General features: G+C 61.5%; 17 protein-coding genes. 14 read left to right on the top strand and 3 right to left on the bottom strand.

Translation table 11 applies throughout. From position 1 onward, the window contains the following. Nucleotides 1-29 precede the first annotated feature (29 nt). Together DQ397_RS06260 and DQ397_RS06255 are read left to right on the top strand one after the other, a co-directional pair. On the top strand, nt 30-965 hold the full coding sequence (locus DQ397_RS06260) for a lipid A biosynthesis lauroyl acyltransferase (RefSeq protein ID WP_043206646.1): 936 nt from the start codon (nt 30-32) through the stop codon (nt 963-965). Between the two features lie 15 nt (nt 966-980). Further along, nucleotides 981-2,138: a patatin-like phospholipase family protein gene (locus DQ397_RS06255; RefSeq protein WP_043206644.1), complete on the top strand. Its 1,158-nt coding sequence runs from the start codon at nt 981-983 to the stop codon at nt 2,136-2,138. Between the two features lie 70 nt (nt 2,139-2,208). On the opposite strand, the gene DQ397_RS06250 is transcribed toward DQ397_RS06255, so the two are convergent. Both DQ397_RS06250 and DQ397_RS06245 read right to left on the bottom strand, forming a co-directional pair. Then, nucleotides 2,209-3,024 carry a VacJ family lipoprotein gene (locus tag DQ397_RS06250; protein WP_148921513.1) on the bottom strand — a complete coding sequence of 272 codons (816 nt, stop codon included), beginning with the start codon at nt 3,022-3,024 and terminating at the stop codon, nt 2,209-2,211. Then, nucleotides 3,017-4,315, bottom strand: coding sequence for a serine/threonine protein kinase (locus DQ397_RS06245; RefSeq protein WP_043206642.1), 1,299 nt, complete (start codon nt 4,313-4,315; stop codon nt 3,017-3,019). Before DQ397_RS06245 ends, DQ397_RS06250 begins: the two co-directional genes overlap by 8 nt. Nucleotides 4,316-4,539: 224 nt before the next feature. Here DQ397_RS06245 and DQ397_RS06240 point away from each other — a divergent pair, with 224 nt between their 5' ends. Then, nucleotides 4,540-4,905 carry a hypothetical protein gene (locus DQ397_RS06240; protein WP_043206640.1) on the top strand — a complete coding sequence of 122 codons (366 nt, stop codon included), beginning with the start codon at nt 4,540-4,542 and terminating at the stop codon, nt 4,903-4,905. A gap of 69 nt (nt 4,906-4,974) precedes the next feature. Here the strand turns inward: DQ397_RS06240 and DQ397_RS06235 are convergent, their stop codons facing one another. Further along, on the bottom strand, nt 4,975-6,537 hold the full coding sequence (locus DQ397_RS06235) for a beta-1,6-glucan synthase (RefSeq protein WP_043206639.1): 1,563 nt from the start codon (nt 6,535-6,537) through the stop codon (nt 4,975-4,977). Between the two features lie 217 nt (nt 6,538-6,754). Between DQ397_RS06235 and DQ397_RS06230 the strand changes: the two genes are divergently transcribed. From DQ397_RS06230 to DQ397_RS06180, 11 genes are all read left to right on the top strand, one after another. Continuing rightward, entirely contained in the window at nt 6,755-7,615 is an 861-nt protein-coding gene (locus DQ397_RS06230) for a glycine betaine ABC transporter substrate-binding protein (protein WP_043206638.1), read from the top strand. A 212-nt stretch (nt 7,616-7,827) separates the two neighbouring features. After that, nucleotides 7,828-8,139, top strand: a complete 312-nt coding sequence (locus tag DQ397_RS06225; protein ID WP_043206637.1) for a DUF485 domain-containing protein — start codon at nt 7,828-7,830, stop codon at nt 8,137-8,139. Then, a complete protein-coding gene (locus DQ397_RS06220) occupies nt 8,136-9,800 on the top strand; it encodes a cation acetate symporter (protein WP_043206636.1) in 1,665 nt (554 codons plus the stop codon). Before DQ397_RS06225 ends, DQ397_RS06220 begins: the two co-directional genes overlap by 4 nt. A 393-nt stretch (nt 9,801-10,193) precedes the next feature. Further along, nucleotides 10,194-10,817 (top strand): response regulator transcription factor, encoded by a 624-nt coding sequence (locus tag DQ397_RS06215; protein WP_043206634.1) that lies wholly within the window; start codon nt 10,194-10,196, stop codon nt 10,815-10,817. 11 nt (nt 10,818-10,828) lie between these two features. Further along, the gene (locus DQ397_RS06210; protein WP_238556590.1) at nt 10,829-14,017 is read left to right on the top strand and encodes a transporter substrate-binding domain-containing protein; all 3,189 of its coding nucleotides are present in this window, start codon (nt 10,829-10,831) and stop codon (nt 14,015-14,017) included. A gap of 131 nt (nt 14,018-14,148) precedes the next feature. Further along, entirely contained in the window at nt 14,149-14,631 is a 483-nt protein-coding gene (locus DQ397_RS06205; RefSeq protein WP_043206633.1) for a CS1 type fimbrial major subunit, read from the top strand. Nucleotides 14,632-14,730: 99 nt separating this feature from the next. Beyond that, entirely contained in the window at nt 14,731-17,232 is a 2,502-nt protein-coding gene (locus tag DQ397_RS06200) for a TcfC E-set like domain-containing protein (protein ID WP_052352346.1), read from the top strand. Nucleotides 17,233-17,294: 62 nt separating this feature from the next. Further along, on the top strand, nt 17,295-18,029 hold the full coding sequence (locus tag DQ397_RS06195) for a pilus assembly protein (protein ID WP_043206632.1): 735 nt from the start codon (nt 17,295-17,297) through the stop codon (nt 18,027-18,029). Between the two features lie 557 nt (nt 18,030-18,586). Then, nucleotides 18,587-19,072, top strand: a complete 486-nt coding sequence (gene tssB, locus DQ397_RS06190; protein WP_043206631.1) for a type VI secretion system contractile sheath small subunit — start codon at nt 18,587-18,589, stop codon at nt 19,070-19,072. Next, nucleotides 19,069-20,544, top strand: a complete 1,476-nt coding sequence (gene tssC / locus DQ397_RS06185; protein WP_043206630.1) for a type VI secretion system contractile sheath large subunit — start codon at nt 19,069-19,071, stop codon at nt 20,542-20,544. The genes tssB and tssC overlap by 4 nt, the downstream gene beginning before the upstream one ends. A 24-nt stretch (nt 20,545-20,568) precedes the next feature. Then, nucleotides 20,569-21,048 (top strand): hypothetical protein, encoded by a 480-nt coding sequence (locus DQ397_RS06180; protein WP_043206629.1) that lies wholly within the window; start codon nt 20,569-20,571, stop codon nt 21,046-21,048. Nucleotides 21,049-21,050 lie beyond the last annotated feature (2 nt).

Here is a 21,050-nt window from a genome sequence, read left to right as displayed (position 1 = left end):
TGGCCACCTTTGTCTTGCCGGAAGCTTCAATGGAACGCCCGCGTTTTCGTCCGTATTTTCTTCACCCACGATTTTGGGGCCTTTGGTTGGGCCTTGGCCTGCTGTGGCTGGTCGCCCAGTTGCCATACCGTGCCCTGTTGGCCTTGGGCCGTGCCTTGGGCGCGCTGATGTACCGGGTCGCCGGTGAGCGCCGGCGTATTGCCGCGCGCAACCTGGAGCTGTGTTTTCCGGAGCTGTCGCGCGACGAACGGCAACATCTGCTCAAGGAAAACTTCGCTTCGACCGGCATCGCCTTCTTCGAGATGGCCATGAGCTGGTGGTGGCCCAAGCCGCGTTTGGCACGCCTGGCCCATATCGAGGGCCTTGAGCACCTGCAGGCCGCCCAGCGGGAGGGGCAGGGTGCCATCCTGATGGCTGTGCATTTCACCACTTTGGAGATCGGCGCCGCCCTGCTGGGCCAGGCCCATACCATCGATGGCATGTACCGAGAGCACGGTAACCCGCTGTTCGACTACATCCAGCGCCGTGGTCGCGAGCGCCACAACCTCGATTCGCTGGCGGTGGAGCGCGACGATGTGCGCGGCATGCTCAAGCTGCTGCGCGGCGGCCGCGCCATCTGGTACGCGCCGGACCAGGACTACGGCGCCAAGCAGAGCATCTTCGTGCCGTTGTTCGGCATTCAGGCCGCAACCGTCACGGCGACCACCAAGTTCGCCCGCCTGGGCAAGGCCCGGGTGATCCCTTTCACCCAGAAGCGCCTGGAGGATGGCAGCGGCTATCGCTTGGTCGTTCACCCACCACTGGAGGACTTCCCCGGCGAGACCGAAGAGGCCGATTGCCTGCGTATCAACCAATGGGTCGAAGGTGTGCTGCGGGAGTGTCCGGAGCAGTACCTGTGGGCCCACCGGCGTTTCAAGTCGCGTCCGCCAGGAGAACCGCGGCTTTATGACAAGAAAAAGCGCTGATCGCGAGTGACAACGATGGCGCCACTCCCCACCACAGGCCTGATTCTCTCCGGCGGCGGCGCCCGTGCTGCCTACCAGGTGGGGGTGCTGGCTGGTATCGCCGAGTTGCTGCCGCCGGGCGCGGCCAACCCGTTCCCCGTGATCGTCGGGACCTCGGCTGGCGCCATCAACGCCGTCACCCTGGCCAGCGGGGCTACGCGCTTCACCGAGGCGGTACAGCGGCTGACGACCTTCTGGCAGAACTTTCGCAGCCACCTTGTGCTGCGCAGCGACTGGCCCGGTGTCATCCGCCAGGCCAGCCGCTTCGTCAGCCACAATTTGTTGGGGGTCGGCGGTCAGGTCCCGGTGGCGCTGCTCGACAGCAGCCCCTTGCGGGGCCTGCTGCAATCACATCTGGATCTTGATGGAATCGGCCATTCCCTGGCTGCCGAGCAACTCAGGGCAGTGGCCATCACTGCCTTCGGCTATGAGTCCGGCCAGGCGGTGACGTTCTATCAGGGGCGCGGCACCATCGAGCCCTGGTTGCGCCATCGGCGCATTGGCGTCCCGACTTCCCTGACCATCGAGCACCTGTTGGCGAGCTCGGCGATTCCGTTGCTGTTCGCCCCGGTCAAGCTCGACGAGGAGTACTTCGGCGATGGCGCGGTGCGCCAGTCGGCGCCGATCAGCCCAGCGCTGCATCTTGGCGCCAGCCGGGTGCTGGTGGTAGGGGTCAGTGGCAACCCGCAGCGGCCTTCGGCACCGATGCCAAACCAGCGGGTATTCAGTGGCCAGCAGCCCAGCCTTGCGCAAATCGGCGCGCACATGCTCAACAGCACGTTCATCGACAGCCTCGAGGATGACATCGAGCTGCTCCAACGCCTGAACCACCTCAGCCACCTGCTGCCGGCACACCTCAATGCCCGGCGCCTGGGTCTGGCACCGATCGATGTGTTGGTGGTAGCGCCCAGTCAGCCGCTGGACGAAATCGCAGCGCGCCATCGCCGCGAACTGCCGGCGGCGCTGCGTCTGTTCCTGCGTGGGCCGGGGGCGACCCGTACCAGTGGCGCGGGGGTGTTGAGCTACTTGTTGTTCGAGGCCAGCTATTGCAGTGAACTGATCGAGCTTGGGCGTAAGGATGCTTTGGCCAAGCGGCGGGAACTGTGTCAATTCCTGGGGTTGAATCCGCCTTGATGCCGACGAGGGCCGCGCCCACCAGTTTCCTACGTGTGGGCGCGGGTTTGCCCGCGAAGGGGTGAAGGATCTACTCGGCGATCTGCAGCTTGCGTGCCTGGGTGTATACGTAGCGCACCTTCTCGTACTCGAAAGGTGAGTTCAGCTGCCCGTAGCGGAAGTTGGTGGTGTAGCGCTTGTCCACTGCCCGCAGCACAGTGATTTCCGGGTGATCGCTGCTGGCATCGGCAACATTGAGGAAGTTCGCCTCCCGTTCACCCACATAGTCCACCGCCAGCCCGGCAGTGTCGCGCAGGTTCGACGGCCCCAGGATCGGCAGCATGATGTAAGGCCCGTCAGGCACTCCATAGAACCCAAGGGTCTGGCCGAAGTCTTCGCTCTGGCGCGGCAGGCCCATCTTGGTCGCCGGATCCCACAACCCACCTACGCCTATGAGGGTGTTGAACATCAGACGTGCGGTGATCTCGGCCGAGCGCTTGGCTTTGAGTTGCAACAGACTGTTGAACAGGTTGGGCACATCGCCCAGGTTGTTGAAGAAGTTGCTTACCCCGGTGCGTACGAAGCGTGGAGTGACGTAGCGATAGCCGTCGACCACCGGCAGCATCACCCACTGGTCGAAGCGGTAGTTGAAGTGATACACGCGCCGGTTCATCGACTCCAGCGGGTCATAGACATTCAGCGCGGTCAGGGTGGAGCGTTCGAACTCGCGCTGGTCGAGCCCTGGGTTGAATTTCAGTTCGCGCAGCGGGTCGAGGAAGCCGTCGGGCTCGACCGTCGGGGAGTCGGCCTTGTCGGCTTCCTCCACGCTGGTGCGGGGCGCTGTCTCGGCTGCCAGGGCGTTGCCGGCGACGAGCAGGGCGGTGACGAGCAGCAATTTGTTAACCACGGAAGAACTCCAGCATCGCATCGCTGTTGACGCGGTAGTTGAGGTTGCCGCAATGGCCGCCATGAGGGTAGAGCGTCAGGCGATCACCGAACACCTTGCGCAGGAAGCCGATATCGCCAGGGCCGAGGATGACGTCGTCGGCGTTGTGCATCACGGCGATCTTGGGGCTCTCCCGCAGGTAGTCGGCCAGTGCGTAGAGGCTCACCTGGTCGATCAGTTGCAGCACGCTGCCGCCATCGGTGCGGGCTCGCCACATCGGGATCACCTGCTCGGTGATGTAGCACTCGAAATCGCACTGCAGCGCACGCTTGAAGAACGGCGTGAGGCTGCTGCCTTCGGTGATCGGGAATTTCGGCGGAGTGATCAGACCACGGCGGTTGACCAAGTCGGAGGTGAAGGCGATGTCGGCCGCCGAGAAGCGGAACGAGGTGCCGATCAGCATGGCCATCTGCTCGTTGGACAAGTGTTGGCGCGACTTCTGGAAGTCGTAGAGTAGCGCCTCGTTGAGGTCGATGTAGCCCTTCTGCTGGAAGTACAGGGTGAGCTTTTCGAGCATCAGCTCATAGAACGTGGTGCTGCGATCGATGCCTTTGACCCGGGTTTGCACCAGCTTGTCCAGGTTGCTGACCGAGGTGTAGAGGTTGACCGGTGGGTTGAGCAGCAGCACCCGCTTGAAGTTGAAGCTGCGCCGGGTCTCGTCCAGGTGGCTGACGAAGGCTGCGTCGAGGGCTCCGAGGCTGTACCCGGTGAGGTAGAACTCGCTCACCGGCAGGCGCGGGTGTTGGGCACGCACGGCCTGCATGACGCGATACAGATCCTCGGCATCGTCCTTGCTCACGCCCGGCGTGGCAAAGCGCGAGGCAGCGCTCATGAAGTCCCAACTGGTGGGCGAGGACAGTTGCACCACATGGAAGCCCGCCTGGTAGAAGAGCTTTTTGAGGTATTCGTTGATGCTGCTGGAATAGGGCGCGCCGGTGCCGGCGATGAGGAAGATCAGCGGTGCTTCGTGATCCTGGCGGGCCAGACGGTACTTGAGCTTGCGCACGGGCCAGAAGTTGTCCGGCAGCGTGAAGGCTCGCTCCGGTCTCAGGTTGAGGCTGTAGTCGGATTGGCTGATGTCCTCGTCGTTGGGCAGCGTCGGGCGCTGCTCTGGCGGCGTGGTGGCGATGGTGGCCTCGAACGGATTGGTCAGCGGATAGCCATAGCTCGCGGCGTCGATATCCCGCGCCGAGGCGGCTGTGGCCAGGAGCAGGCCGCAGAGCGAGGCGACGAGGCACAAGGGTCGAAGCATGGGATCCCCCAAGAAAGTACGTAAGGCAAATCGCTACCTAGGACCATGATAGGCAGGGCAAAGTTGCCTGCCGCAGTGTTCTTTGTCGTGCCAGATGTTGCCGCGACAGTCTACGGCGCGGCAAACGGTCATCCTTGGAACATAGCCGTCATGCGCGGATTTTGCCTTGCAAGGTAGGCACGGGCGTTTATGCTGGCGTTTGTTTTCAACCCGTTGGAGTTCCCATGGCCCGCTCGTTGCCCATCGCCCTGTTCCTGCTGTTGCTGTCGGCGTGGCTGGCGGCCAGCTATGGGGTGCGTTATGGGCTGATGGAGGATGCCCGCTGGGTCGGGCTGTGCAGCGCGGCGCAGGGGTACTGGCAATGCCAGGCCCGCTCGTTGCTGGGATTGGGCATCCATCATCAGGTGCTGGCCTGGGGCGCGCTGGGTATTTCGCTGCTGGCGCAGTGGGTGCCGGGGCGGGGCGGGTGGGGGCTGGCGGTGCTGGGGCTGTTGTTCGGGATTCCTGCTTTGGTGTTGTATACCGCGAGCATTGCAGTATTCGCGGTGGTGCTGGCGGGGTTGCGGTTGGTTCGGCAGCCTGCGAACTAGACCCGGGAGCTTTTGTTCGTGGGTAAACCCGCTCCCGTACGAATCACCGCGGGCGTTGCGGGAGCGGGTTTACCGTGAAGGCACCTCTTGGTTTTTGCGCAGACTGCGCCACAACGCTGCGACCATCGCCGCGCTGACAACCGCCCAGCCCCACGCCTGGACATTGTTCACTCCTTCGATGAACAACTGCGGTGCGATCCCGGCCCCTACAATGAGCGCCAGCAACGCGATCTCAGCCCTGGGCGCCGCCACGGGGCGCGCCAGGTAGACCACTGCCGGCAGCACCAGTGCCGCCGTTGGGAAGCTGCGATAACGCGGGTCGAACACCATCGCCAGCATGCTCACCGCCGCCGCGAAACCCGCCGCCAGCAGCCACCATCGGGCGTGACGTTCCAGCCAGGCGAACAGACGCTCGCGCCAGCCGCCGCGAGCGGCCAGTGCCAGCGCGCCATGGGCCAGCACTACCAGGTTGAGCCCGGCCAGCCATCCTGCCCACACCCACTCGCCGGTGAAGCGTGCGTTCGTGCGCACCAGCTCGCCCCACAACCCTAGGCTTGCCGCGCCCAGCGCGGCCAGCAGCGGCAGCAGCGTGGCCGCGTGCCGATTGCCAGGTCGTCCAGCCAGCAGCAAGGTGGCCGCAAACAGCAGCACACCTGCCAGCCACCACTGCGGCCAGTACGGCAGGTTGCTCACCGGTCCTTCGAGCACGCCCTTATCCTGACGGTCGGCGTCGTACAGCCCCCAGTAACCGCCAACTGCTCCCTCGCTGGCGCGCTTCCAGGGCTGGTCAAAGGCTTCGATCAGGTTGTAGCGCCAACCGTTGGCTTCGGCCAATGCAACGAAACCACGGATGAAGCGTGCTTCGTTGGCTCGGCTTGGTGTGGCGGTTTCACGCTGGCGCCCTTCGCTGGGCCAGCCGGTCTCGCCGATGAGAATGTCCTTGGGGGCAAAGCGTGCGCCGAACTGTCGGCGCACATCGGCCACATGGGCCAAGGCATCGTCGATGCCGCGGGGGTCGTCCTCCCAGTAGGGCAGCAGGTGGATGGTGAGAAAATCCACCTCCGGTGCTATCTGCGGATGCTGCAGCCAGAATTCCCAGACGTCGGCATAGGTCACCGGTACCTTCACCTGGCTTTTGACCCGAGCGATCAAGCCAGCCAGGCGGTCGCCGGTCACTTCCTTGCGCAGTAACGCCTCGTTACCAACGATCACGGCGCTGACCACATCCGGATTGGCGTTGGCCGAGGCAATCAGCGCGTCGACTTCCTTATCGGTGTCCACCGGGTTGGCATTGACCCAGGCGCCAAGCATCACCTTCAGCCCATGTTTGCGCGCCAGGCCCGGAATGGCCTCGAGACCGGTCATCGAGTAGGTGCGGATGCACTCAAATCGCTCGGCCAGCAGCGCAAGGTCCGCGTCCATGCGGGCCGGACGCAAGCGGAAGGGTTGGTCGAACGGCGACTGGTCCTTGTCGAACGGCGTATAGGAGGCGCACTGCAATTTGTGCGTAGGGCTGGCCGCATCGGGCAGGTGCACAGGCTTGCCAAGCCCGTACCAGAGCGACCCGAGCCCGATCAGGGCAAACAAGCAGGCGATCAGGTAGAGGGGCAGAAGGCGTGTGCTGCTGGGCATCGGGCGGTCCGTCGTCAGGTGCAAAGGGCTAGATGATAGCCGCAAACGCTCTAGATCAAGCATTCACCATGCAAGGATCACGCAGGGCGCATGATGGTTCAGTGATTGATGGCGATTTGCTGTCGTTTATCGGTCGGTAAAGGTCGTGCTCAGAGCAGGTCGGCTATGGTGTGAGGATGATGATGCAACTTCCGAGACCTGACGAGGGGATGCTTTGATGGCTACGTTTACAAAAATGCGACGTTTCCTGGGTGTGGGGACAGCCCTGGTTTTGGCCGTGAGCGCTGCACAGGCAATGGCCAAAGAAGTAAGCATAGGTTACGTGGATGGTTGGTCCGACAGTGTGGCAACCACCTATGTGGCCGCCGAAGTGATCAAGCAGAAACTCGGTTATGACGTGGACCTCAAACCCGTCGCCACCGGCATCATGTGGCAGGGTGTGGCCACCGGTAAGCTCGACGCCATGCTGTCGGCCTGGCTGCCGGTCACCCATGGGGAATACTGGGGCAAGAACAAGGACAAGGTGGTCGACTACGGCCCTAATTTCAAGGATGCCAAGATCGGCCTGATCGTGCCGGAGTACGTCAAGGCTGCCAGCATTGCCGACCTCAAGACCGATGAAAGCTTCAAGCACAAGATCGTTGGCATCGACGCCGGTTCCGGCGTGATGCTCAAGACCGACCAGGCCATCAAGGACTACGCCCTGGACGGTTACAAACTGCAAGCCAGCTCCGGCGCGGCGATGACTGCCGAACTGGGCCGCGCCTACGCCAAGCAGCAATCCATCGCCGTGACCGGCTGGGTGCCGCACTGGATGTTCGCCAAATGGAAACTCAAGTTCCTTGAAGATCCGAAAGGTGTGTACGGTGCCGCCGAAACCGTCAACAGCATCGGCAGCAAGGAACTGGCGACCAAGGCGCCAGAAGTGGCCGAATTCCTGAAGAACTTCCACTGGCAGTCCAAGGATGAGATCGGCGAGGTCATGCTGGCCATCCAGGAAGGTGCCAAGCCCGATGCCGCGGCCAAGGATTGGGTTGCCAAGCACCCAGAGCGCGTGAAGGAGTGGACCGGCAAGTAATCAGACTCTGTAGTCGACTCTGCTGTTTTCGCGGGTAAACCCGCTCCTACAGGTATTGCACAGGCCTGTATGAGCGGGTTTACCCGCGAATTTGTTACGCAATCTGTAAAACACCGTTGCATCTAAGACTAAGGTCGTCTGGTTGGTGTCCATCGGCAGAATAAAGTAAGGGCGGGTTCTCCCTTATTTGCGTTGCTGCTAGGACAAAAACAATGAACGACAGCATCTACCAATCGATACAGAACAGTCCGCGCTTCAAGGAACTGGTCACCAAGCGCGAGCGTTTCGCCTGGATTCTTTCGGCGATCATGCTCGGTCTCTACTGCGGCTTCATCCTCCTCATCGCCTATGGCCCGCAGATCCTGGGCTCCAAACTCAGCCCTGACTCGTCGATCACCTGGGGCATTCCCTTGGGCGTCGGCCTGATCGTTGCGGCATTTGTCCTGACCGCTATCTACGTGCGTCGCGCCAATGGCGAATTCGATGAGCTGAACAAAGAGATCCTCAAGGAGGCGCAACAATGATCCGCCAAGCCAAAGCCCTGGCCGTCCTGGCCTGCGGCGCTTTCGCACCCGCCGTGTGGGCCGCCGATGCCCTGACCGGCGAGGTGCACAAGCAGCCGCTCAACGTCTCGGCGATCGCGATGTTCGTCGCCTTCGTCGCCTTTACCCTGGGTATTACCTACTGGGCCTCCAAGCGCAACAAGTCGGCCTCGGACTACTATGCCGCGGGCGGTCGCATCACGGGCTTCCAGAACGGCCTGGCGATTGCCGGTGACTACATGTCGGCAGCCTCCTTCCTGGGGATTTCCGCGCTGGTGTTCACCTCCGGCTATGACGGCCTGATCTACTCGATCGGCTTTTTGGTCGGCTGGCCGATCATCCTGTTCCTGATTGCCGAACGCCTGCGCAACCTGGGCAAGTACACCTTCGCCGACGTGGCTTCCTATCGCCTCGGGCAGAAGGAAATCCGCACGCTGTCGGCTTCCGGTTCTCTGGTGGTCGTGGCGTTCTACCTGATCGCCCAGATGGTCGGTGCCGGTAAGCTGATCCAACTGCTGTTCGGCCTGGACTATCACGTCGCGGTGATTCTGGTGGGTATCCTGATGTGCCTGTATGTGCTGTTCGGCGGCATGCTGGCCACTACCTGGGTACAGATCATCAAGGCCGTGCTGCTGCTCTCCGGCGCAAGTTTCATGGCGCTGATGGTGATGAAGCACGTAGGCTTTGACTTCAATACCCTGTTCTCCGAGGCGATCAAGGTCCATGCCAAGGGCGAGGCGATCATGAGCCCGGGCGGCCTGGTCAAGGACCCGATCTCGGCGTTCTCCCTGGGTCTGGCTCTGATGTTCGGCACTGCCGGCCTGCCGCACATCCTGATGCGCTTCTTCACCGTCAGCGACGCCAAGGAAGCGCGCAAGAGCGTGCTCTACGCCACCGGTTTCATCGGTTACTTCTACATCCTGACCTTCATCATCGGCTTCGGCGCGATCCTGCTGGTGAGCACCAACCCGGACTTCAAGGACGCTGCTGGCGCCCTGATCGGCGGCAACAACATGGCGGCGGTGCACCTGGCCAATGCCGTGGGCGGCAGCGTGTTCCTGGGCTTCATCTCCGCAGTGGCCTTCGCCACCATCCTGGCGGTAGTGGCGGGTCTGACCTTGGCCGGCGCCTCGGCGGTGTCCCATGACCTGTACGCCAGCGTATGGCGCAAGGGCAAGGCTAACGACAAGGACGAGATCCGTGTGTCGAAGATCACCACCATCGCCCTGGGCGTACTGGCGATCGGCCTGGGCATCCTGTTCGAGAACCAGAACATCGCCTTCATGGTGGGCCTGGCCTTCTCCATCGCCGCCAGCTGCAACTTCCCTGTGTTGCTGCTCTCGATGTACTGGAAGAAGCTGACCACCCGCGGCGCCATGATCGGTGGTTGGATGGGCCTGGTCAGCGCGGTCGGCTTGATGATCCTTGGCCCAACCATCTGGGTGCAAATCCTCGGCCATGAAAAAGCCATCTACCCGTACGAGTACCCGGCGCTGTTCTCCATGCTCATCGCCTTTGCCGGTATTTGGTTCTTCTCGGTGACCGACAAGTCCAAGGCTGCCGAAGACGAGCGCGCGCTGTTCTTCCCGCAGTTCGTCCGTTCGCAGACCGGTCTGGGGGCCAGTGGCGCGGTTTCCCACTAAGGTCTTGCTTCTGCCAATGACGCCCCGCCAGTCGGGGCGTTTTTATTGGCTATGAGAAATTTCGCAATCCCATAGGACGTTTCGCAGTTTCATTGGGACCAGTCTCGTTAAAAAGGTAAGCCAGATTGCCCACACTTCCCGCTTCGACCCCGTACCTCCGGCAAGGCCGATTGACGACCTCATGGGGCGCTTTTACACGTTGAAGCCCGTTGCATGACTGATGCCTGGATGTAGGTTTCGTCTGACACGCCAAGCGGATGTTTCCTATTACGTTTGGGAGGTGTCCGACTATTCATATGCGTCAATCAGCGAACAATAGATCCAGTGATAGTCAATTGGCCACTATCGGACTTCTGCAAAGGCCAACTGCTGATTTGTAAAGGATGACACTCCATGAAAGTTGTGATCGTGGACGACCACCCCTTCATCCGTTCCAGTGTGAGCATGCAGCTTCGCCAGGACAGGCTCGAGGTGGTCGGCCAGGCAGACAACGGCGTCGATGCCGTGCGCCTGGTGCGCGAGCATATGCCGGATCTGGTGGTGCTGGATCTTGTGCTGCCCGACATGGACGGCCTGCAGGTTCTGCTCCGGATTCGGGACATGCCACAGCCACCGAAGGTCTTGGTGCTGACTTCGCACCTGGCCGACTATTTTTCCTTGCGATGCATGCGGGCAGGGGCGTCGGGATTTTTGTCCAAGAGCGACAATCTCGATGAGCTGAGCAAGGCCGTGCTGGCCTTGCGCTCTGGGTACAGTTATTTCCCGGATGTGTCGTACAGCTCCGTCAACCACAAGGACATGATCACCACCGAAGCTCAACGCATCGCTGCGCTCAGCGACCGTGAAGTGATCATTTTCCAGTACTTGGCGCGTGGCATGAGCAACAAGGTCATTGGTGAATTGATGCTGATCAGCAACAAAACGGTCAGTACCTACAAGACACGTTTGCTGGAAAAACTCAGGGTGAGCTCGTTGATCGAGCTGGCCGACCTCGCTCGCCGCAATCAGCTCATCTAGAACATTTCTCCGTGCCCTTACGTCTTTTACTGACGGCGTTGCTGTATTGCATCGCCGTCTCCGTCGCCCATGGTGCTCCACAACTCAACACGCATCCCTTTTCCGAAGGTGCGCGGCCGGACCTGGACAATCGACAGCTTCGTTGGTTGTGGGAGCGCCGCACCTTGCGCCTTGGGGTGATCGATCGAGAGAACCCGCCGTTCGAAATTCTGGGCACAGGCTTGTCTTTCGAAGGTATCACCGCCGACTACGCCAGCCTGTTGGCTGCACAGTTGCGGCTACAGGTGAAGGTCAAGGTGTACACGTCCTTGGACGGTGCAATCAAAGGCTTGCGCGAGGGGGATATCGACCTGCTTGGCTCGATGACACTGGAACAGGCCAAGGCCCAGGGCTTGCGGCTGTCCCGCCCTTATGTCAGCGATGCGCCCACCTTGTTGGCGCCGAGCGTGCGTGCGCCCCTGGACACCACACAGGCTGTGCGGCTGGCAATGGTCGACGGCTACCGTGCACCGGATCAGGTGGAGGCGGCCTTTCCCCAGGCCCAACTGCAAACCTTTCCTTCGCCGGCGAGCGCCTTGGCCGCGCTGTCGCTTGGCCAGGCGGACCTTTACCTGGGCAGCGCGCTGGGTGTGCGCTATGTGCTGGGGCGCAATGAGTCTGGTGGCTTCGAGGAGGTTGGGCGTGCCAGTCTGCCTGAGCAGATGCTCGGCTTTGCCATGGCCGAGGGCGCCAGTCCGTTGGCGGATCTGATCGATATCGCTCTGGACAGCCTCTCGGTGTCCCAGCGCCTTGAGGTGAGCAAGCGCTGGCGGCCCACGTTGATCGACAGTCACCATCCCGAGCCTCTGCAATTGAGTGTCGCCGAGCAACTCTGGCTGCGCGACAACCCGCGCGTGACGGTATTGGCCGATGAGCATCTGGTGCCGTTGAGCTATCACGACGCCAACGGCAACTGGCGAGGCATGAGCCTGGACATCCTGCAGTTGATCGAGCGTCGTACCGGTTTGCAGTTCGATGTTCGGCCTGGCGGTACCATCGAGCGAATGATCGATCAACTGCGCCAGGGGCAGGCGCAGTTGATCGCCGGCTTGCCCGATAGCCCCGGACGGCGCCGATATTTGAGCTTCAGTCGTGCCTACCTGAGTGCACCGCGGGTATTGGTGACGCGCGATGAACCCCAGGCGCCGACAGCGCTTGCGCAGTTGCAGGGGCAGCGGTTGGCGCTGGTTCAGGGCAGCGCTGTGCAGGACGAACTGCGACAGCACCATCCGAAGCTTCGTCAGTTGAACGTCGCAACCCCTTTGGACGCGCTGCACGCCGTGGCCAAAGGCAAGGCCGCCGCTGCCGTGCTGTCACTTGACGACGCCCGGCCGCTGATCATCCGCTGGTACCCGGGACGCTTGAAGATCGGCGCCAGCCTGGCACTGCCGCCTGTGCATTTCGCCTTGGCGAGCCTTCGCGGCGCGACAGAGCTGCAAGGCATCATCAACAAGGCCATGTTCAGCCTGGCACCACAGGAAATCGACGCGCTGGTGCGCCGCTGGCGCAACCCCATGATCGTCGCCGACGGCAACTGGCCGCGTTACCGGGCCAAGGTGATGGCAGGCTTTGCCGTGATCGTCGTATTGCTGGCCATGGCATTGCTGTGGGTGCGTTATCTGCGGCGCCTGCACCTGCAACTACGGGGTGCCAAGCAGGACGCCGAGCAAGCCAACCAGGCCAAGACCCACTTCCTGGCCACCATGAGCCATGAAATCCGCACGCCCTTGCATGCGGTGCAGGGCATGCTCGAACTGGCCCAGCGCAAGGCGGCCCAAGGGGTACTCGATCGGCTGGCCATCGAGGTTGCCAGCGATGCGGCACGCGGCCTGCTGGAGCTGATCGGCGACATACTCGATATCACGCGTATCGAGTCCGGGCACCTGCAACTGGTGCTTGAGCGGGTTCGATTGGATGAGCAGGTTGCCCGGGTCGTGCAGCTTTTTGCCCAACAGGCCAAGGGTAAAGGGCTGGAGTTGCTCCTGGACACGCAAGGTCCGGTCGATACGCAGGTGATGCTCGATCCGCTGCGGTTCAAGCAAGTGCTGGCGAATCTGTTGAGCAATGCGGTCAAGTTCACGGCCCAAGGGCATGTGCGGGTGTGGGTGCGGGCCTTGCAGGATGAAACGAGGCTGCTGGTCGAGGTGCATGTCGAGGACACCGGTATCGGCATCGATGCAGCAGAGCTGGATGCGCTCGGCCAGCCTTTCCGCCAGGCCAGCAATCAGCGTCAATCGGCCCGCTGTAGCGCCGGCCTTGGCCTGGGTATCAGCCGCAGCCTCTGCCAGATGATGGGCGGCGACCTCAAGTTGCATAGCGTCCTGGGGCAGGGAACGCGCGTGGAACTGAACCTTGACCTGGCACTGGCACCTGAGCGTGAGCAGGCCCTGCCCGCCAATGCGCCTCCGGACCTGGCGGGGGAACTGCGCTTGCGGGTACTGGTGGTCGATGATTATCCGGCCAATCGCCTGCTGTTGGCCCAGCAACTGGACTTTCTCGGTCACCATGCCCGGGTGGCCGAGGATGGCTCGCAAGCACTGCGTTTGTGGCTCAAGGAGCACTTCGATGTGGTGATCAGCGACTGCAACATGCCGCAGCTCAACGGCTATGCCTTGGCCCGAGCCATTCGCGAACATGAGCGTCGCAGCGGCAGGTCGCGCTGTCGCTTGATCGGCCTGACGGCCAGCGCCATGACGCGCGAGCGCCGGCGGTGTCGTGCCGTGGGCATGGATGATTGCCTGTTCAAGCCCCTCGGCCTGGATAGCCTGCAACGGGCACTGGCCGATGGCATGCGCCAGCAAAACGCAGAGCAGCCCATGCTCGACCTCGAACACCTGCAGCGTCTGGTCAACCGGGACCAGGCTGCGCTCAAGGCCTTGCTGGGTGACCTGCGCAGCAGTAACCGAGAAGACCTGCAGCGCCTGGAGGCTGTGGGCAACGATGCGTTGGCGTTGGCGGAGCTGGCCCATCGCGTGAAGGGCGGGGCGAGAATCGCCCGGGCTGATCGACTGTACGACCGCTGCGAACAGCTCGAGCGCAGTTGTGCCGCGCAACCGCTGGATGTCGAGCGCCTGCGCAGCGATGTCCAGGCGCTACGCCGAATGATGATGCAGCTGGAGCATCAATTGGCAAGGATGCCAACCCACGGTTTTCCAGGCTGAGTGCCGTCTGAAATTTCCACAGTACGCTCGGAGCGGTCCTGCATATACACGTACAGCGCATGTCGATAATTCACTCCGTCAGCGGCGAATTGCCGAGATGACATTTGAGATTTTTCAAGGAGATGAATGGAATGAAAGCGCGTTTTCTGGCTATCCCTTTTCTGGCGCTGGCGGCAGGTTCGGTGACAGCCGCCGAGACGATCGAGAAGCAGGTCCAGGTCGTTGCCCAGGTACCGACCGAGAAGTTCTATGTCGAGCCAGTCGGCAACTGGATGGACGATCCGCAAGCGCTTACCTGGAACCCGCAGCGTGAGGACTTCAGCGAAATTCGTCGTCAGTTCCAGGCCAAGAGCACCATCGGTCCAGTGACCGCCTTCCTGCTCAACCAGCCAGAGGTCGTCAGCGGTATCGACAAATTCGGCCTGAACGTCACCCTGGCTGGCAAGGCGCTGGGTCTTACGCCTGTTCCGCTGTTGACCAAGGAGCAGGCCGCTGCCGGCACCACCATGGATTTCGTGGTCAGCGCGGTGAAACCAGCCGGTGGTTACAAGGCAGGCTCCTACCAGGGCATGGTCAACATGATGTTCGAAAGCGAAGCTCCAGGCGGCGCCTGATCCCTCTCTGCGGCACACCGCACTCCCTCTCCATTGCCTCCCTCCGCTGCTCGATGCTCTTCGAGTGGCAGGGGGTAGGCTTTGCCTGCGGAAAGAGTCATGTTCCATTTCATTGCACTTCACCGTTGTCTGCGCGGTTGGTTGGTCTGTAGCACCTGCCTGATGCCCTTGCAGACCTGGGCCGAATCTCAGGTCCCACCTTCGGTGGTTCGCCAGTTCGATGGGTTGCCGCGCGAGTTCGAGGCGCATTTTTTCGACGTGCCGCTGGCGGTTCGCGTCGAGCTCGATGGGCGCTACCTGGGCGACGCCATGGTGATCCTGACCCGCGACGAACGCGTGCAACTGCTCGAGTTCACCGATACCCAGGAAAGCCGGGAGTCGCCTGTGGTCCGGCGTCAATGGCAGGAGCGTCTGCAGGCCGGGCGCCTGCTCGGAGACTGCACCCGCAACTGTCCAGATGGATTGCAGGCCATCCATTACAGCCTGGCCAACTCCCAGCTCTCGCTGGTCACGGCCAATGCCGAAAACAATGCGCAACAGTTGCGCTATCACAAGATGCCCGAAGGCGGCAGCATGGGCTTGCTGGTGCGTAACCAGCTCAACCTTGTCCATGATGGTGACGACACCACCGGCCGCGTCGCCTTCCAGAGCCAAGGCAGTCTGGGCAACTGGACCGCGGTCGCCGATGCCCAGGCCGACCGTGTCAGCCAAAGCCAGGCGGGCACACGCTATCGCATGGACCAGCTCTATGCCGAGCGTCTGCTCGAACAGAATTTCTTCCGCCTGGGTTACTTCACCCCGGGCGCCCAGGGCCTGACGCGTCAGCCCACGTTACTGGGTAACGCGCCCGATACCACGCTCGGGTTGATGTTCGGCAGCAGTGACAGTCTGCTGATCGACAACGGCCAGCCCAGCTCCACGCCGATCTATGTCACGCCCAATCGCCAGGGGATCGTCGAGATTTACCGCAACGGCGTGCTGATCAACAGCCAGCCGGTGCAGCCGGGTCTGCAAACCCTCGATACCCGCGTTTTGCCTGGTGGCATCTACGAGGTGGAAGTGCGTCTGCTCGAAGACGGTCAGGAGACCTCGCGTACCGAGGCGTTCATCTACAAGCCTTCCAATTGGCGCAACCCGGAAAGCCGCTGGCGCTACAACGCCTACCTGGGGCAGCAAACCAGCCTGTTGAACAACTGGGGCTATGAACGTCAGGACAGCTTCGGCGCCGGCGTCATGAGCAATTACCTGCTGCATCCGCGTGCGGTGCTTGGTCTGTCCGCTCAGCGAGTGGACGAGGCGCTGCAGTACGGCACCTCGCTGGACTGGGATGTCCTGGAACGGCTGAAACTCTATGGCAACGTCAATTACACCGAGGATCGTGGCACGGGCTACGACATGCAGCTCATCCAGTCCTACGCCCAAGGCTCTATGGTCCTCAGTCACAGTCAGTCGTGGGTCGAGACCGGCCGCACCCATCGAGGCGAGGCGTCCCGGCAGGAGCAACGCAGTCAGTCGAGCCTGTCGCTCAGCCACCGGGTCACCCAGCGCAGCAGTGCCACCTTGCGTCTGTCCCACAGCTCAGGTTCGGCCAGTGGTACGGGCATCGACTTGGGCTGGGCGTTCTTCGGGAAGATGTTGGGCTCGGAGACCAACTGGCGTCTTTCGGTGTTCGACCGCCCCGGTACCGCCAGCAGCGGCGATGCGCGCAGCCGTGGCGTCAACCTGACGCTGAGCATGAACCTGGGCGGGCCAGGCAAGCGTATCGCTGCCAGCCTGGGCAGCCGCACTTCCCGTGATGGACGCAGCGACCAGCACGCGTCGGTCTCCTATCAGCAGGATGTGGACGCAGGCCCTGTGCAAAGCCTGGGCATCAGCACGACGGTCGACCGCTACGGCAGCGGTTTCGGCGGCAATGCCCAACTGCAAAGCGACAGCCTGTACGGGGATGCATATGCGCAAACCTCGACCCTCAACAATAAGCTCAGCGCCGGCCTGAACCTGCAGAGCATCACGGCCTTCGGTGGCGGCAAGATGGCCATGAGCGGCCAGTATCTGACACATGAGGCGGGTCTGATCGTGGATGTGGACTCCGATGTCGATGGCCTGAAACTGCGCGCCGATGACCAGCAGGGCAGCAGCGCCAATTTGCGTCCAGGTCGCAACATCATCCCAGTCACGGCGTTCAAGTCAGGTCATGTGCAGTTCGATTTCGACGGTGACGATGCTCCGGCTGCTGTCATTCAGCCGTCGAGCCTGGACTATCACCTCAACCGGGGGGGCGTGGAGTACCGCCAGTTGCATGTGATGCGAACGGTCACGGTGCTTGGCAGGCTGCTCGACGAGAAAGGCCAACCCATGCGTGGCGCGCATGTCATCAACCATGCCAGCCGCGGTGTCAGCGAAGTCGATGGGTTCTTCTCGGTGGAAATGAGCCATTCCACGCCGACTTTGGAAATTCGCCAGGCCGGTGCGGTGAGCTGCCTGCTCAGCTTGCCGGTGAGCAGCTTGAAGCGTGAAGGGGATGTGCTGCTGGCGGGCGACCAAGTGTGCCGCACCAGCAGTCTGGCCGATCGCGGCAACGCACCCAAAGGTGATTCATGAGATGCGGCCTGCGGTATCGAGGCCGCAGGCCAAGGATGTGCTTAGCAAATCGGAGGTTGAAAATGCACGGGTTCAAATCGCTGTGTCTGGCGCTGTTGTTGGTACCACTGGTGGCCAAGGCAGGCCCCGAGCTCAACGTCGGCGGTCTTTACGACTACCTGGACGATGGCAAGAGCACCCTGCTCAAACGTATCTACAACGGCGGGGACGCCACGGCCTTCGTAAAGGTCAGTGTCGCCGAGCTGGTCTACGGGGCAGACGGGGTGCCAAAGGAAGTGGACCTGGAGCAACTGCCTTTGGAGCAGCGCGGCGTGATCGCCAGCCCCGCACGACTGATCGTGCCGGCGCGCGGTATGCAGGCCGTGCGCCTGCTGTATCGCGGTGAGCGCGACAAGGAGCGCTACTTCCGCCTGCGCTTCGTGCCTGTGCTGCCGGAAAAGAACGATGGCTTCGCCATCAGCGAGGAAGAGGCCAAACAGTACAGCGATACCCTCAAGGCCGGCGTTCAATTGCTGGCAGGCTATGGCACTTTGCTGTTCGTTCGCCCTCAAGGCGCGCACTTTCGCACGCCCATGCATCGGGAGGGCGCGGACTTCGTGGTGGCGAACCAGGGCAACAGTACGGTGGTGCTGGACAACTTCCGACATTGCGTTAGAAACGGCACCGAATGCGTTGCAGGCACCAAGCATCACCTCTTGCCCGGTGTGACGCGCAAGTTCCCCGAGCAGCCAGGGCGTGAGTATCGCTTCGAGCTGCTCGAAGGAGGGCAGCGCCAGGAACTGGCGTTCAAAGACTGAAACGGCCCGTGCCCATGCATATCAGGCAGTACGCGATCGTGACTGCCGAAAGTCCTGTAGGCAGCAACAGCCCGGTTGCGACACGCGATGTGCAAGGCTCGTGCAGCGTGGTGCGTGCACCGTTGCCGCCGAAGGGGCTGGGGGCGCCTTTCAATGGAGCCACCTGGCGGCTGGGAGATGGTCCGGTGGGCGAGCGCCCGCTCAGATCACACGCGACCTGTCGTTTCGCCTGACCACGTCCGGTCCTTTGACCAACCCCGGCAGTACCTACGCAGGGACGGTAACGCTCATCTTCGATGCGCAGGTGCTCTAGCACTTTTGTGCGAACGCGTTCAGCACGCAGCAGTCACGCCTCCTTGTATAAGGGTTTCCTTACAAGTTTTGTGGATTGTCCGTCTTCTTCGGGGGCGACTAACTAACGATCATCTCCAGCACTCAATGCGTTGGGCGATTGCCCTGTAGCGCATTTGAAGCGCCTGCCTGGTTAATGACCGCACAGTGAACGGCGATTTATCGGGCAGACCAGTATCGTTCATGGTTGAGAATCAAGCGTAGTTATGTCCGGAACACAATCGAAGATCGGCAAGGTGCGCGTGCCGCGCGTGCAAATTACCTACGACGTAGAAACAGGGGGCGCTGAACAAAGCAAAGAGTTGCCGCTGGTGATTGGTGCGGTAGGTGAATTTGCAGAAGAGGATAACGATCTTCGCGAGCGCAGTTTCATCAACATCGATAAAGACAACTTCAACGAGGTGATGAGCAGCCTGCGCCCCTGCGCTGACGTGATAGTGGACAGCGTACTGCCCGGTAAAGAGGGGGCAATGGCGTTGGCCTTGACGTTCTCGTCCATGGAGGACTTCACGCCCGACCAGGTCGTGCAGAACGTTCCTGAACTCAAGGCGTTGCTGGAAATGCGCAACGAGCTGAGCGAGCTGCGTAATCGCGCTGCCAGCAACATCCAATTGAAAGAGCGCCTTGGTGCTGCGTTGGAGCAAGGCAAACGCCCCGAAGGGCAGCCAGGCGACGATGGGGAAACCGCATGACGCAGGTAGCCCATCAAGAACAGCTCGCCCAACCTGTCGCCACGCAATTGCTCGACGAAATCATCGATTCCACCAACGCCATCCGTCGCGAGTCCGACCGTGGCAAGTTGCGCACGCAGTTGACACATTTTTTCCGGGAGCTCGAGGCGGGCTCGGTCATGCTGTCCAGCGATCTGGTCTCGAGCCTCGAGGCACGTATCGCCCAGATCGACCAGCTGCTTTCCGAACAGGTCAGCCTGATCATGCAGGCGCCGGCGTTCAGGCAGCGAGAGTCGGCTTGGTCGGGGCTGCATAAACTGGTCCATACCAGCGTGACGGAAAACGTGCGGGTGCGCATGCTCAATTGCACCAAGCGCGAACTGCTCAAGGATTTCAAATCGGCGTCGGATTTCGATCAATCCGTTTTGTTCAAGGCTGTCTACGAAAGCGAATACGGCACCTATGGCGGAACGCCATTCTCCGCTTTCGTCGGCGACTTTGCCTTCGATAACACCGCAGAAGACATCCAGTTGCTCGAGCAGATCTCCCATGTCGCCGCTGCGGCCCATGCGCCGTTCTTCAGTGCCGCGGCGCCAGGCATGTTCGCAATGAACAGTTATCGGGATATCGCTCAACCGCGCGACTTGGGCAAGCTGTTCGACACCACCGACTACGCCCGCTGGAACAGCTTCCGCCAGAGCGACGACGCGCGTTACGTCGGCCTGACTTTGCCGCGTGTCATCGGGCGTTTGCCTTACGGCAGCAAAACGGTAACTGCCGAAACCTTCCAGTTCGAGGAGCGCCATCTCCAGGACAGCCCGGATGAAAGCTACCTGTGGGTCAATGCAGCCTACGAATTGGCCGGCCGGTTGGTCGAGGCATTCGAAGAGTACGGTTGGTGCGCGAATATCCGCGGTGTCGAAGGCGGTGGCTTGGTGCGTTCCCTGCCGGCCCACACCTACACGGCGCAGAGCGGCGAGCGCTTGCTTCAATGCCCAACCGAAGTGGCCATTTCCGACCGTCGGGAGAAAGAGCTCGCCGACCTCGGCTTCATTCCCCTGATTTACTGCAAGAACACCGATTTCGCTGCGTTTTTCGCAGTTTCCTCAGTCAACAAGCCGCGCAAATACCTGTCCGACCACGCCAACGCCAATGCGCGCTTGTCCAGCCAGTTGCCCTACATCCTGACGACGTCCCGCTTTGCCCATTATTTAAAGGTCATCGTGCGCGACAAAGTGGGCAGTTTCATGTCTCGCGAACAATGCCAGGACTACCTCCAGGCCTGGATCGACCAGTACGTGTTGGCGTCCGATTCCGCCTCTGCGGAATTCAAGGCGCGTCGGCCGTTGCGTGAAGCCCGGGTGGAAGTGTCGGAAGTCGCGGGCGCTCCCGGCGTGTACCGCGCAGTGGCCTACCTGAAACCACATTACCAATTGGAAGGGCTCACGCTCTCGCTTCGCCTGGTGGCAGAACTTCCTGCCTCGGCATCTTAATCAACCAACCACTGGAGCAGTACGATGAGTAAGACAGTCGCCGTGTACCTTGACGGGATTGGCGGTATGAACAAAAGCGATTTCAGTACCTGGGCAACCGCGCGAAATTTCCCTTCGCTGCATATGGTGCGCCGCATGCAGCGTACCGCCGATGGCAAAGCGCTGACCGTGAACGAGGCGCCGGAGTACTTCGACATTCCAATCCAGCTGTCACTGTCGGACAACATGGCTGGTGATATCCATGATCATTTCATCAACAAAAAAGAAGCCATCAAGGAAGTGGTCATTGCCGCTGTTGCGGACCGCAACGACAAAAATGCCAAGCCCCTCACTCAAGTGACCTTGACCAATGTCATCGTGCAGGACCTGAGCCTGGATACCGAAGAAACCTCGGGTGAATACGTCGCGGGCTTCGTACTCGATTTCCAAACCATCCAGACTCAGTACGCCAATGGCGCGCAGAAGAAGGACATCACTTGGGAGAAGGGTGTTCGTCAGCATTGACG

Origin of the sequence: Pseudomonas sp. CK-NBRI-02 (genome assembly GCF_008124495.1) — a bacterium.
Lineage (GTDB): Bacteria > Pseudomonadota > Gammaproteobacteria > Pseudomonadales > Pseudomonadaceae > Aquipseudomonas > Aquipseudomonas guariconensis.
This window is presented reverse-complemented; position numbering and strand designations above follow the sequence as displayed.

What these genes read in the sequence shown, in the direction of transcription:
- DQ397_RS06260 (WP_043206646.1), top strand. Translation starts at nt 30, where the DNA reads ATGGAACGCCCGCGTTTTCGTCCGTATTTTCTTCACCCACGATTTTGG.
- DQ397_RS06255 (WP_043206644.1), top strand. Translation starts at nt 981, where the DNA reads ATGGCGCCACTCCCCACCACAGGCCTGATTCTCTCCGGCGGCGGCGCC.
- DQ397_RS06245 (WP_043206642.1), bottom strand. Translation starts at nt 4,315, where the DNA reads ATGCTTCGACCCTTGTGCCTCGTCGCCTCGCTCTGCGGCCTGCTCCTG.
- DQ397_RS06240 (WP_043206640.1), top strand. Translation starts at nt 4,540, where the DNA reads ATGGCCCGCTCGTTGCCCATCGCCCTGTTCCTGCTGTTGCTGTCGGCG.
- DQ397_RS06235 (WP_043206639.1), bottom strand. Translation starts at nt 6,537, where the DNA reads ATGCCCAGCAGCACACGCCTTCTGCCCCTCTACCTGATCGCCTGCTTG.
- DQ397_RS06230 (WP_043206638.1), top strand. Translation starts at nt 6,755, where the DNA reads ATGGCTACGTTTACAAAAATGCGACGTTTCCTGGGTGTGGGGACAGCC.
- DQ397_RS06225 (WP_043206637.1), top strand. Translation starts at nt 7,828, where the DNA reads ATGAACGACAGCATCTACCAATCGATACAGAACAGTCCGCGCTTCAAG.
- DQ397_RS06220 (WP_043206636.1), top strand. Translation starts at nt 8,136, where the DNA reads ATGATCCGCCAAGCCAAAGCCCTGGCCGTCCTGGCCTGCGGCGCTTTC.
- DQ397_RS06215 (WP_043206634.1), top strand. Translation starts at nt 10,194, where the DNA reads ATGAAAGTTGTGATCGTGGACGACCACCCCTTCATCCGTTCCAGTGTG.
- DQ397_RS06205 (WP_043206633.1), top strand. Translation starts at nt 14,149, where the DNA reads ATGAAAGCGCGTTTTCTGGCTATCCCTTTTCTGGCGCTGGCGGCAGGT.
- DQ397_RS06200 (WP_052352346.1), top strand. Translation starts at nt 14,731, where the DNA reads ATGTTCCATTTCATTGCACTTCACCGTTGTCTGCGCGGTTGGTTGGTC.
- DQ397_RS06195 (WP_043206632.1), top strand. Translation starts at nt 17,295, where the DNA reads ATGCACGGGTTCAAATCGCTGTGTCTGGCGCTGTTGTTGGTACCACTG.
- tssB (WP_043206631.1), top strand. Translation starts at nt 18,587, where the DNA reads ATGTCCGGAACACAATCGAAGATCGGCAAGGTGCGCGTGCCGCGCGTG.
- tssC (WP_043206630.1), top strand. Translation starts at nt 19,069, where the DNA reads ATGACGCAGGTAGCCCATCAAGAACAGCTCGCCCAACCTGTCGCCACG.
- DQ397_RS06180 (WP_043206629.1), top strand. Translation starts at nt 20,569, where the DNA reads ATGAGTAAGACAGTCGCCGTGTACCTTGACGGGATTGGCGGTATGAAC.